Origin of the sequence: Mammaliicoccus fleurettii, from assembly GCF_003970575.1 — a bacterium.
In the GTDB taxonomy this organism is placed as follows: Bacteria; Bacillota; Bacilli; order Staphylococcales; family Staphylococcaceae; genus Mammaliicoccus; species Mammaliicoccus fleurettii.
In genome coordinates this window covers 1-12,930 of record NZ_RXWZ01000061.1, presented here as the reverse complement: position 1 = coordinate 12,930, position 12,930 = coordinate 1, and the positions used below count along the sequence as shown (strand labels likewise).

Sequence of the window (12,930 nt, the reverse complement as noted above, 5' to 3'; positions counted from 1 at the left end):
AATCAATACAACTTGATAACATATATATAGAGCAAAGAAAATAAATTGATAACTTAAAAATTTATTATCATATAAGTTTTTATTTTCATCCGAAAATATTAGTATGAGCATAACTAACGTAATGACTCGGTTATAAACAAGACTTCTCTTTCCGACTAACCCTAATATAATTACTGGTAACATTAAGGCTAAACAGATATAAAAATAGGTAAAATCCCCATATGGAATCATGGTTTTAACCTCTCTAATACTTTATTTCTATCTAACTTACCATTAGCAGTTAGTGGTAGATTATTCACAAAGCTAAATTTTCTAGGAATCATATATTCAGGTAAATGAATTTTTAATTCCTGTTTTAAATGGAGTATCATGTCATTTTCGTTATCTATTTCCTGATTTGTAAGAATAGCAGTAGCATGTAAATATTGAACTTTTTCACCTTTTTTAATTGGTGATATAACGACTTGTTTAACTTCTGGCAATTGCTCTAAAACCATTTCAATTTCTTCTAGTTCCATACGATAGCCGTTAATTTTTATTTGGAAATCTATTCTTCCATGTATAAACCAATAACCATCACGAAACTCTGCTTTATCTCCAGTAAAATAATTTACTTGACCATCTATATTTTTAAATACTTTATTGTGCTTTTCTTCATCTTTTAAATATCCTTGACTAATACTTTTACCAATTATCACTAATTCTTCATTATCAGCTAATTTTAATTGTGAATTTGGACGTACTGTACCAATTGGTAATGGATTAAATTTATCTAGAATTTCTTGAGTAATTTGAATACTTGTTACAGCAACCGTTGCTTCTGTTGGGCCATATGTATTATAAATAATCGAATCTTTAAATTGATTGATTAATTTCTGTGCTGTCTTATGACTCAGCACTTCTCCACAGAAGAAAAACTGCTTTAATTTAGTATGTTGATCTTGATTAAATCCTGGTAATAATAAACACATTTCTAAAAATGATGGCGTTGATACCCAAGATTCAATGTCTTTACTATTTAGTAATTCATATAATTGTTTTGGCTTTTCAATCATCTTTTTATCAACTAGTTGCAACGTCCCACCTGTCATTAAGCATGGATATATTGCCATAACTGATAAGTCGAAAGAAAATGGAGCTTGATTCAACCACATACTGTTGTCGCCAAGCTTATTAAGTTGTAACATCCAGTTAGTAAAGTCCATTAAACTTTCATAACTGATTTGTACACCCTTTGGCAATCCAGTGGATCCGGATGTAAAAATTGTATAAACAGTATCTAAATTATTAATTCTATTTAAGTCTTCCAAGTTTATTTGCGCTTCTTTACATGCTTCTATTGTTATTTGATTAATTTGTATATTATTCAATAAATTACCAGTTGTATTAAAAATAAAAGCAGGCTCTACCTTCTCAATGATATGCTCTATTCTTTCTAAAGGAATCGATATATCTATTGGAACGTATCCAATGCCTGCTTTCATACTCGCAATCATACCTACAATCATAAATGGTGACATATGACCATATAATACAATTGGCTTATCAGAATCTTGGATTAACGTAGCTAATTTATTTGAATAAAGATCTAGTTCACCATAAGTCATCTCTTCTTCTCTATAGTTTATAGCAATTTTATCGGTATACCACTTACTCATAAACTCTACTTGTTCTAAGATGTCTCTCATAAATGTTCTCCTTCATTAAAATTCATTATATATAAAATCGTTACTTGCACTACCACCAGCATAAATCCAAAATAAAACAATCATGATTAAGAAATAAAAAATGGTTAAACCAACTATTTTGCAATTCTCAGATAGTAATATTTGCCTAATTTTTTCCATTGTAAATCTCCTCATGTTTTTATTTTGTAATTATTCTATTTTTATATTATATTCTATGTATAAAGAGATATCAACGAAAATATGTAAAATTTTAGCATTTATTGGAATTTAAAAGGGATTAATCACATTACAAAATTGACATATAAACTGTCATAACAGACCTTATAAACAAGTATAATGAAATTTGATTTTAATACCTCTTATATAAAAAAAGATGGTGAGATAAATTAATTATCTCACCATCTAATCATTAAATTAAAAAGTCGTTTACTGAAGCGAAATAGACTGAAATCACGCTTTTTCAATCTTTGTCATCTCTATTTCTTCACTGGTGTTACTGGTTCACTACCTGCGATAATTTGTTTTGCATTATCAACACAAAGTTGAACCATATGATCTCTTGTGTTTATTGAGCTACTACCTATATGAGGAACAACTATTACTTGTTTCATTCCTAAAAATGGATGGTCCATTGCTATAGGTTCATTTTCTACTACGTCTAATGCTGCACCGAGAATTTCTTTTTGCTTAATTGCTTCTATTAAATCAGATTCTACGACATGTCCGCCGCGACCGATATTAATCAATATTGCACTATCTTTCATTTTCTTAAATGTTTCTTTATTAAATATGCCTTTGGTTTCAGATGTTAATGGAGCAGTACAAACTACAAAGTCACTTTCTGCTAACAGTTCATCCATATTTCTATATTCAACATTTAATTCTTTTTCAGCTTTTTCTTTTTTAGAACGGTTGTGATATATCACTTTGCAATTAAATCCCTTTAATCTTCTGGCGAAAGCTTCACCTATTGCACCCATTCCATATATACCAACTGTAGATCCATGAACATCTTTACCTGCTAATAAGTATGGACCCCAACTTTTCCATTCGCCATTTTCTACATACTCAACCGCTTCTACAATTCTTCTTGCAGCAGTTAACATTAAAGTAAATCCTAATTCTGCAGTCGTTTCTGTTAACACTTCTGGTGTATTTGTTACAATAACACCTTTATTATGAGCCAAGTCAATATCAATATTATCATACCCTACTGCTAAATTAAGGACTCCTTTAATTTTAGGTGCAGATTCAAAAAAGGTTTCATCTATTTTCTCACTTAATGTTGTGATTACAATTGTGGCATCTGCAGCGCGCTTTAAAAATTGTTCTCTTGGCATAGGTTCTAATTCACTATCCCAAACATCTACTTCTGCAAATTGTTCTATTTGTTGAATAAATTTATTTGGCAACTGTCTAGCAACTAATACTTTCTCTCCCATATTCCCATCTCCTTATTTCAGTTATTTGATTACTTCAAATAAGTTCTTAACACTATAAGTTGGTAATATCTCTTTTAAGTTAATTTCTTCTAATGATGTAACGCCTGTTTGTACATGTAATGTGTCAATTCCACTATTGATACCTGCTAAAATATCAGTATCGTACAAGTCACCAATCATTACACATTCTTCTTTTGAGAGACCTATTTTTTCTACTGCTTGTTCCATAATAATTGTTTCTGGCTTGCCTATAAAGATAGGCGTTTGCCCAGTAGAAACACTTACAACACTAGTTAATGAACCGTTACCTGGTAAGAAGCCTCTTTCATTCGGTATTGAAACATCTTTATTTGTTGAAATAAATTTCGCACCATTTCTTACTGCTAAACATGCAACTGATAATTTTTCATATGAAATATTAACATCCAGTCCCATAACAACATAATCTACATTTTGATCTTCTTTAATTACTAAACCAGCATCACTCAATGAAGATTTCAATCCACTTCCACCAACCATGTATACAGAAGCTCCTGGTGATTCTTCACTAATATATCCTGCTGTAGCCATAGCTGAAGTGATAACATGCTCACTTGAAGTATTAAACCCCATATTATTTAATTTTTCAGCTACTTCAGCAGGAGTTTTGGAAGAATTATTTGTAACAAATAAGTAATCTTTATTGTTTGCATTTAAATATTCTATAAACTCGATTGCGCCTTCAATTATTTCAGAACCTTTATACATAGTTCCGTCTATATCAATAAAATAACCTTTATAATCTTTCATTTTTATCTCCTTCACCAAATGCTGTAACGGGTACATTTTCATTTTTTAAAAAATGTTTAGTGTCTTCAATTGCTTGTTTATAAAAAGGATTAGCTATTTCAAAAGCTTTTTTTAATTCGTCGTGATTAATGCTTTCGTAATTACGAATTAATTCTTTTCTAAAATCAATAGAATTTCTAATAGCTTCAGCAGTTGAAGGTTGGAATACTTTTTCAAGTTCCATAATATCAATTACATCTTTATAATTTCCAGGGTCTCTTAATATAAAAGCATCAATAATTAAGTTCCCAATATCTACGACAGATTCAATCATCATGTGTGCAATTCTTTCTAAAGCATACGAAGAATCCTTCTCAACTTGAAAATCAACTGTTAATTTTTCTAAATAATTCATTTTTAAATTTAATGTTTTGCTATCTACGAAATACATGTAGAAAACCTCCTATTCATATATCATAATATCATAATTTTGAAATATACGGCATTGCTCTGTATACTAAACAATTAAAGAAAGCTTTTAAATAAAGGAGTAACTATTTATGGTAGAAATGTTTTTATATGATGAAGAAGATGAAGCAAAAATTCAATTTGTCGGTTTTGTAGGTGAACATAGTAGATATGACTTAACACTTATTTATACAGACAGACATTACGGTAAAACAATCGTGCTTAATACTCAAAACAATAAATTTGGAATAATCGGAAAAGACGATTTAGAAGAAGATGGTTATATTAGCCACATCCTAGGTTTATCACCTGAAGAAGGAGAAGAAGTAACAGAATATTTACACGATGTTATAGATATTTAATAAATTGAGACTTAGTTATGTGACTATCACTAATAGCACTTATTACTAACATGTTCATGAAAAATAACCAATCCAGATTAGAATTTAGATTGGTTCATAGATTTATCTTAGTCTCAAAATGCCGACAAAGTCATAAACTTTGTCGGCATTTTTCTATGTTTGTCCTTTCCGCAGTTGTGCTTATATGAGGTGTAGAAATCAGAAAAACGGACCGATAAAATAAATTAACGGTCCAGAAATCAGAAATACAGACCGATAAAATAAATTAGCGGTCCAGAAATCAGAAATACAGACCGATAAAATAAATTAACGGTCCAGAAATCAGAAATACTGACCGATAAAATAAAATAACAGTCCTGAAATGAAGGATGTGATAAAAATGTACTATAAATTTAAATATCATTCACACTTCTTCCACCTTATATAAATATAGATTGCCTATGTAAAAAGGCTGGGACAATTAATTTGTCCCAGCCTCTACTTTCTATAAATAATCTTTTAAAGTATTTCTAGAAGTTTGTTGTGTTTCAACTGTGTCTTCTTCTATAATTTTTTCTTCTACAATTTCTACTTCTTCGATTTCTTGTTTACTATTTTGTTGTATTGATGGTTCGATTTTTACATCATCTAATTTATTATCTTCATCTACAAAGTCAGCGTCTTCAGCTGTTAATTTCGTGATTTCTCCTTTAGATAAACGTCTTAGTACAAAATATTTACATCCAAAGTTACAATACTCGAGTAAATAATCTTGTATTGCCGAAAATCGTTTATTGGCATCGCTTTTTTTATTAGAATCGTGATAAAAACCTTTTAAACGAAGTTGGTCATAGCCAAAGTCGCCAACAATATAATCATATTTATCTAGTATTTCAGAATAACGTGATGTAAATTGTTCTTCATTGAATGATTGTTGATCGTCTTTAATTACTTCAAAATAGTTATTTTCTATTTTAGTTAACATTCAATCACCTTATTGTTTATTAAGTTCCTGTTCACCTAGAATATGTTTTTGTTTAGCTGCTTCATTTACTTGTTCGTCAGCGTGATATGAACTACGTACCATTGGGCCAGCTTGACAATGCTTGAAGCCTTTTTCCATTGCTACTTTTCTTAATTTACCAAATTCTAACGGCGTATAATATTTTTGAACGTTTAAATGTTTACGTGATGGTTGTAAATATTGTCCGATTGTCATGATATCAACATCGTTTGCACGTAAATCATCCATTGTTTCGTAGATTTCTTCAACAGTTTCTCCTAAACCTACCATCAAACTTGATTTTGTAGGAATATCTGGATACATTTCTTTAGAACGTCTTAAAAATTCTAGCGTACGATCGTATTTAGCACGTGCTCTAACTCTTGGTGTTAATCTTCTAACTGTTTCGATATTATGGTTTAAAATATCTGGTTTAGAATCCATCAAAGTTTCTAACGCTTCATAACTACCACCCATATCTGAAGGTAATATTTCTATAGATGTATATGGATTTAATTCTCTTACTTTACGTACAGTTTCAGCATAAACGTTTGAACCAGCATCTTTCAAATCATCTCTTGCAACAGCTGTGATAACGACATGTTTTAAGTTCATTAATTGTACTGATTCTGCAACACGTTGTGGTTCGTCTAAGTCTAATTCGTTTGGAAGACCTGTCTTAACTGCACAGAAACGACATGCTCTTGTACATACTGCTCCTAAAATCATAAATGTTGCAGTACGTCGTTCTCCCCAACATTCATGAATATTCGGACATTTTGCTTCTTCACATACAGTATGTAGATTCTTTTCACGCATCATTTTCTTTAATCCAGTGTAGTTCTTGTTAGTATTTAACTTTATTTTTAACCAGTCTGGTTTACGTAATATTTCTTCATTTTTAGTAGCCATATACGTGAACACCCTTCTATAATTAATTTTCATCTTCGTTCATTATAACCAAAATACGTATAAATTTAAATGCTCCTTACACTTTCTTTTCTTTTTGTATTAACTTTTGTTCAAAAATATTTCTTAAAAACTCGGGCATAATATAATTTATATTCATATCTTTCAATATCGGAAAATATCTACCAAATGTATACATATCAATTGTTCCTAGTTTATATTGCTCGTGATCCTGAACTTCAATACCTTTTACAAAGCATTGGCCAGTGGATTCTATATAGCCGATATTTTTAAATACGTATCCGCCAAAAATATCTCCCCTGAACCCGAAACCAATCGCAATTTCATCTATATAGGACTGTTCCATCGCTTTGTAAATAATTTGTTTAAGCTCCACGCCTCTTAATTCAATTGAAACTGTATTTATTGGATGAGGTAGCATTTGATGAATATCATATTCAGTTATTTTACTATCATCAATTTCTTTAACAATTAACCCTGCATTTATGATTGCGCAATCTGCTTCTGTAAACTCTAATACGCTTTCACAAAGTAAATCCGTCGTATAACTCGCACTATTTAAACGGCGAGGTAAAGATATTCTCCTATTTAAAACCGGTTTATCTAATAGTGATTTCCCTTTTTCTTCATAATTATTAGGAATTTCATCCAATAAAGTTGTATCGAGTATCTGTGCTTCTTTATGAATAACTTTATTATTTTCAATCTCTAAATCTACTTGCCCAACATAGTGTCCATACTTACCTGCAGCAGCCATCAATACTCCATTTTTTTCTTCTCCACGTTCAAAATAATGATGTGTATGTGCTCCAAAAATCACATCAATTTCTGGACACTCTTCGCATAACTGTTCGTCAAAAAAGATTCCTACATGACTCATAACAATTAATACATCATAATCTTCTTTAACTTGTGAGATTTCATTTTTTAATGCAAGTAACGGTGAAGTCACTTTCCAGTCTAAAGTTTCATATATATGATTAAATGGTGCTGTTAAACCTATCAAACATACTTTAATGCCATTAACATTCTTGAGTACATGAGATGTTAAATGATTAGGTAAATTACTATTAAGATCAAACAAATTACAACATGTTACATCAAATTGAGCATCATCATACAAATGGTTGAGTGAATCATGAGAGATCGTCATGCCTTCATTATTTCCAAGTGTCACAACATCTACATTGCTATCATTTAATATTTTAACATTCTCAGTACCTTGAGATGCTTCAGTTAATGGATGGAACAAGTCTATATGGTCACCTATATCAATATATAATGAATCATGTTGAAGTTTGCTTCTTTCATCTTTAATATATTGAGATATTTTTGCATATGTATTTAAATGGCTGTGTATATCATTCGTATGAAAAATTGTAAGCTTCACAGATTCAACTCCTTATAAAATACTTTTTATAATCAAATATATACCTAAGATTAACATTGTAATTCTTAAAATTAAAACAACTGTGTCTGATTTCATTCTACTATTAATTTTTACTCCAATTTTCGCTCCAAAGTAACTTGAGATAATCAATACAATTGCATGTACCCATAATACATTGCCTTGTATAACATGACTCACAGAACTTGATAAACTAGAGAAGAAAATCATCATCATACTTGTCCCTACTGCAACATGTGGTGGGAATTTAAATACAATAATCATGAGTGGTGTCATCAATGCGCCTCCACCGATTCCAAATAATCCAGTCGTAATACCTACAATAAATGCTGATATAACAGCTGCAATTGGTGGTATGCCATATTGATGTTTTTCTCCTGTTTTATCAATAAATGATTTTAAATATTTTTCTTGTTGAAAATATTTAATTGGTTTCACTTGATTTCGAATCATTAAAATAATAGATATAAGTATTAGAAAAATACCAAAATATAAATTAAATGAATCTAATGTGAAATATTTACTTAAATATGCACCTACTAAAGCTCCAGGAATAATTCCAATCAAGAATATTAAACCATTCTTCACATCAACTTGTTTCGTTTTTAAATAGCCTAAAGTAGCAGTCAAACCTGTTGTAATCAAAATCACAGATGATGTCCCTATTGCTCTTTGTGGCGTCATACCTGAGAGTAAATGGTGATCAATTCCAAAGTAAACAAGTGATGGAACAATAATTATTCCGCCACCTATTCCTACTAAGGCACCTATAACCGCAGAACAAACGCCAATAATAACCAACACTAAATATGCCATAATTTCCCACCTCTAAAATAATTTAAGTTGTTTAGGTGCTAACCCTTCATACTTTATATCTAATAACTTTTGGTAAGTTTTGGCATTTTGTGCTGCATGACCACCGGAATTATTATTAAATACTACATATATATCTTTTGCTTTATGGTTTAAGATCTTAACTTTATCTGATAGTTCTTTTAGTTCCGCTTCATTATAATCATATAAATATCTTACATCACGCCACTCTTGATCAGTCATGTCTTTTTTAGTCCATCCATTAACATTTCTCCCATGATATCGAACAAAAGCTACATCATGTGTAATACGATTAATAAATGGAATAGAACCTTCTCCACTTTGTGGCTCATCACAAACACTATGAATAAATTTCATCTCAGTTAAAAATTCTAAAGTGTATTCTTTTACATCATCTTTAAACCAAGTGCGATTTCGAAATTCAATACATACATCAAAATCTTTTAATTGCTCCCGAACATACCGTAAGTAATTAATATTTTGAGGTTGTAAATCAAACCAAGGTGGGAACTGAACGAGAATCATCGCTAATTTACCTGATGCTTTTAAGGGCGTCATAGAATCTTTAAATAAGTTAAACAACTCTACCTTACCTGAAGCAAAATCAGTAATTTCAGCATGACCAGTTAAAGCCTGATGTATTTTAACAACAAATTTGAAATTATTTGGTGTTTCACGAATCCACTTCTCAATATTTCTTTGTGGTTGAATCGCGTAATAAGTCGCATCCAATTCCACAATTGGAAAATGAGCAGCATATGCCTTTAATTTATCTTTTTTATTAGAAAGGTCCTCATATAAACTATCATGATCTCCCCATCCAGTTAGGCCAATTTTTATCATATATTATCACCACATTTATCATACCATAACGAGTATTTATAGTTCATTTTGTTTGATTAAAATCCTGTAAAAAGAAGATTACTTATTGTCTATATAATAAAAAACAGGAAGAGACAATTAATTTATCTCTTCCTACTTTAACTATTCCATAATATCATTTACTTAACTGTATATTTCTATCACAATAACTCATAACTTCTTCATCATGTGTAACAATTATTATCGTAGTTTTTCCTTTGAATTCTAGTAATAATTTTAAGATAATATGTTTATTAACTTCATCTAATGCACCAGTTGGTTCATCTGCAAATATAATAAGAGGTTCTTTTAATAATAATCTTGCAATCGCTACCCTTTGTTGCTCTCCACCACTCAAAGTATAAACTTTTGTATCTAGTGACTTATCTAAACCCACTTTACGCAAGACATCTAACTTCAACTCTTTCTTCTTTCCTTTATTTAATTTCTTATAACTCAATACAATCTCTAAATTGTAATTGATTGTTTCATGAGAAATGAGAGCATAATTCTGAAATAAATATCCAATTTCATTCCTATATAATAGCACTTTATCTTTTTGTTTTATTTTAGCTATATTACATTTATTAATTTCAATTTCACCTTTATCAAACTTTTCAAGTCCACACATACAAGCTAATAAAGTTGATTTACCAGAACCACTTTTCCCAGTTATAGCAATCATTTCACCTTCGTTAACAGATAAATTAAAATCCGAAAATAAATAATGTTCATTAAACTGCTTACTTAAATTTTTCACTTGAATCATTGTTGAATTCTCTTTTCATATTCAGTTTTACTTATATAATCAGTGAAGAATACCCATTTTCCTTTGTGATCAATTTTGACATATTTTTCAGCTGGATTAAATCCTTTAAAATCTAATAAATAACTATTCTATTTACCATTTTCATCAAACGATTCGATATCTTTATAATCTTGGATTTCTTCAATTTCTTTTGTACTTAATTTATCAGGATATTCACTATTAGGCACTTTAGCATAACTCCACTGTCTTTTAACTAAAGGATTAAATCTATCTATTTTCTCTTCAGTATATTTAAAAATAAGTAAGGATATACAAATCAGATATATAATAGAAATAATAATAATAAATATTCGTTTCACTACTGACTCTCACCTCGTCGTGCATTTTTTAATAAGTAATACTCATAACGTCGAATCACAAAAATCAAAGACAATGTTTCAAATAATATAACTGAACAAATCACCGGAAATGAAAATGATAAGACATCAAAATATTTAACAATCAACAATGATATTAATGAGGAAACAATACTTATCATCATAAATTGATAATGCTTTTTCACAAAAGAATATCCATGAATTGTCTTAACAAATATTTTTTTCTTTTCAGAATCGCAATATAAACATACATTAAAAATATAAACACTAAAAAGAACAACGCTCCCAAAAATGGCCGTTATCAAGGATATTCCTAAATTTAATTTTAGTTGTTGAATATCATCTATGACTTTACTATAAATGTTCGTTAAACCTTGAATTTCATCGTCTAGTTTATATTTTTCTATTTTATTTTGTATAAAATCATAGTCTTTAAACAATAAACTTCCATTAGATGCAGCTGTCGAATAAAAAGAAAATGGATTTAATTCTTTAGGCATAATTACAATGACCGGATTATATGAAATAGCATTTTTTAGTTCAAACATACTACTATAATTGAATAATTCGAAATGGTTATCAGTTTTCAAGACCTCTACATTTAAATATTTTTCTTTATTAGTAATACTTCTTTCATCATTAAGCTGGTTGATATATTCATTCATTTCTTTTTTTAATTGAAAAATATTCTTCTTGTTATATGCCTTTTCAGGTAATAAAATAGTCAATCTCGAAAAGTCTATTTGTTTTTCACCCTTTACTTTAATTCCATTTCTCTTTACATAAGTCTTATTTACAAAAATAGCATTTTCTAAATCATATCTCTCGCCTTTATTTTTCCAATCATAATAATTGTTATAAGATAATAGCCATTTATCTTCGGGAATTTTGTTTATTAAAGTTAAGATTCTTTTTTCAACGTTGTCATTTTTTTCTTTATCTGTACCATTTTCATTAGTTGATATTTCGGTCATAAATAAATCCTTATTTTTAATCCAATATTTTTCACTTACTAAATTGTCTTTTAATTCATTATAGTTAAACACCGAACTATTAATAACATTTAATAAGGTTAACATTACCAAAATTTTAATTGCACCTGGTAAGTATTTAAGAATATTTCCAATCCCATCATACTTAATATATTTCGTTATTTTAAACGACTCTTTGTATACGATGATAAAAGATATAGACATCATTATAAATAGGATGGTTAAAAACATTAATGTGAAAACCAAAAATGATAATTGAACATATATGAACTGTGCTAATTTATTATATATTAAGAGACCTATTGTCATAATCATATTAATTACAAAGAAATATTTAAGAAAAATGATAAAAAGTTCTTTTGATTTAATTCGAAAAATTTTCTGTGAAGTAAACCCGTGTAACCTTTTTATAGACATATCTTTAATTGAGGTTACATTATGATACAAAATAGCAATAAATAAAATGATCATCAACATTCCAATTGATGGAATCAATTTATATACATTTAAGTAGTCTACAAGGACAAAGAAAATAGGTTGATTAAAATATACCGCAGTAAGTCCATTATCTTCTAATTCTTTATAGAACGTTTGAGGTAAAGGTTCATCAGTAAAAAAGAATGTACCAACGAGTTTTAACTGATTTACCTTTACATCATTTGGTTCTAATAATTTGTATTTCTTACCGTAAGTAAATGGACGCTCTGAAAAGCTTTGCTTATCATTTTTATATTGCACTAAAAATTTTGATTTCCCATTATCTTCATAATTCTTATTCTCTCTTATAATGTTAGTATTATACTTATTTGATAGTTTAACAATTACTTTATTTGCTTCTTTTTTACTCAGCTTTTTATCCAAATTAGTTATTATAAACCCTTCTTCATAACCAGGAATGCCTATTTCATCGTAATATTTATAAAAATTCAAAAACAAAAATGTCGAAGTAAGGAATGTAAAAAATATAGTTATTCTTGTTATATTTTTCATTCTTACACTTCCCTTATGTGATTTAAGCTAGCTTAATTATAATATAAACAATTCATAAT

At 29.1% G+C, this 12,930-nt stretch carries 13 protein-coding genes and 2 pseudogenes; 1 reads left to right on the top strand and 14 read right to left on the bottom strand.

Annotated elements, in window-relative coordinates:
* The 6 genes and pseudogenes from CD129_RS13305 to CD129_RS05315 all read right to left on the bottom strand — a co-directional run.
* Window positions 1-231, bottom strand: a pseudogene (locus tag CD129_RS13305) (D-alanyl-lipoteichoic acid biosynthesis protein DltB); the annotation flags it as partial.
* On the bottom strand, window positions 228-1,688 hold the full coding sequence (dltA, locus tag CD129_RS05335; protein ID WP_107509673.1) for a D-alanine--poly(phosphoribitol) ligase subunit DltA: 1,461 nt from the start codon (window positions 1,686-1,688) through the stop codon (window positions 228-230). The pseudogene CD129_RS13305 and the gene dltA, both read right to left, overlap by 4 nt.
* A gap of 15 nt (window positions 1,689-1,703) precedes the next feature.
* Window positions 1,704-1,847 (bottom strand): teichoic acid D-Ala incorporation-associated protein DltX, encoded by a 144-nt coding sequence (locus tag CD129_RS05330; RefSeq protein ID WP_078357683.1) that lies wholly within the window; start codon window positions 1,845-1,847, stop codon window positions 1,704-1,706.
* Between the two features lie 317 nt (window positions 1,848-2,164).
* Window positions 2,165-3,130 (bottom strand): 2-hydroxyacid dehydrogenase, encoded by a 966-nt coding sequence (locus CD129_RS05325; protein WP_115337667.1) that lies wholly within the window; start codon window positions 3,128-3,130, stop codon window positions 2,165-2,167.
* Window positions 3,131-3,151: 21 nt separating this feature from the next.
* Complete coding sequence (locus CD129_RS05320; protein ID WP_078357685.1) at window positions 3,152-3,919, bottom strand: TIGR01457 family HAD-type hydrolase; 768 nt, start codon at window positions 3,917-3,919, stop codon at window positions 3,152-3,154.
* Entirely contained in the window at window positions 3,906-4,349 is a 444-nt protein-coding gene (locus CD129_RS05315) for a DUF86 domain-containing protein (RefSeq protein ID WP_115337668.1), read from the bottom strand. Before CD129_RS05315 ends, CD129_RS05320 begins: the two co-directional genes overlap by 14 nt.
* 109 nt (window positions 4,350-4,458) lie before the next feature.
* Here CD129_RS05315 and CD129_RS05310 point away from each other — a divergent pair, with 109 nt between their 5' ends.
* Complete coding sequence (locus tag CD129_RS05310; RefSeq protein ID WP_115337669.1) at window positions 4,459-4,728, top strand: DUF3055 domain-containing protein; 270 nt, start codon at window positions 4,459-4,461, stop codon at window positions 4,726-4,728.
* A gap of 586 nt (window positions 4,729-5,314) precedes the next feature.
* Here the strand turns inward: CD129_RS05310 and CD129_RS05305 are convergent.
* From CD129_RS05305 to CD129_RS05270, 8 genes and pseudogenes are all read right to left on the bottom strand, one after another.
* A pseudogene (locus CD129_RS05305) lies at window positions 5,315-5,692 on the bottom strand (YutD family protein); the annotation flags it as partial.
* 9 nt (window positions 5,693-5,701) lie between these two features.
* Window positions 5,702-6,622: a lipoyl synthase gene (gene lipA / locus CD129_RS05300; RefSeq protein ID WP_115337670.1), complete on the bottom strand. Its 921-nt coding sequence runs from the start codon at window positions 6,620-6,622 to the stop codon at window positions 5,702-5,704.
* Between the two features lie 76 nt (window positions 6,623-6,698).
* Window positions 6,699-8,030, bottom strand: a complete 1,332-nt coding sequence (locus tag CD129_RS05295; RefSeq protein ID WP_115337671.1) for a bifunctional metallophosphatase/5'-nucleotidase — start codon at window positions 8,028-8,030, stop codon at window positions 6,699-6,701.
* Between the two features lie 12 nt (window positions 8,031-8,042).
* Window positions 8,043-8,864, bottom strand: coding sequence for a sulfite exporter TauE/SafE family protein (locus tag CD129_RS05290; RefSeq protein ID WP_078357691.1), 822 nt, complete (start codon window positions 8,862-8,864; stop codon window positions 8,043-8,045).
* 12 nt (window positions 8,865-8,876) lie between these two features.
* Complete coding sequence (locus tag CD129_RS05285; protein WP_115337672.1) at window positions 8,877-9,725, bottom strand: DUF72 domain-containing protein; 849 nt, start codon at window positions 9,723-9,725, stop codon at window positions 8,877-8,879.
* A 154-nt stretch (window positions 9,726-9,879) separates the two neighbouring features.
* The gene (locus CD129_RS05280) at window positions 9,880-10,512 is read right to left on the bottom strand and encodes a putative bacteriocin export ABC transporter (protein WP_115337673.1); all 633 of its coding nucleotides are present in this window, start codon (window positions 10,510-10,512) and stop codon (window positions 9,880-9,882) included.
* A 128-nt stretch (window positions 10,513-10,640) separates the two neighbouring features.
* A complete protein-coding gene (locus tag CD129_RS05275) occupies window positions 10,641-10,871 on the bottom strand; it encodes a hypothetical protein (protein ID WP_115337674.1) in 231 nt (76 codons plus the stop codon).
* Window positions 10,871-12,871: a DUF1430 domain-containing protein gene (locus CD129_RS05270; protein WP_115337675.1), complete on the bottom strand. Its 2,001-nt coding sequence runs from the start codon at window positions 12,869-12,871 to the stop codon at window positions 10,871-10,873. Before CD129_RS05270 ends, CD129_RS05275 begins: the two co-directional genes overlap by 1 nt.
* Window positions 12,872-12,930: the final 59 nt, after the last annotated feature.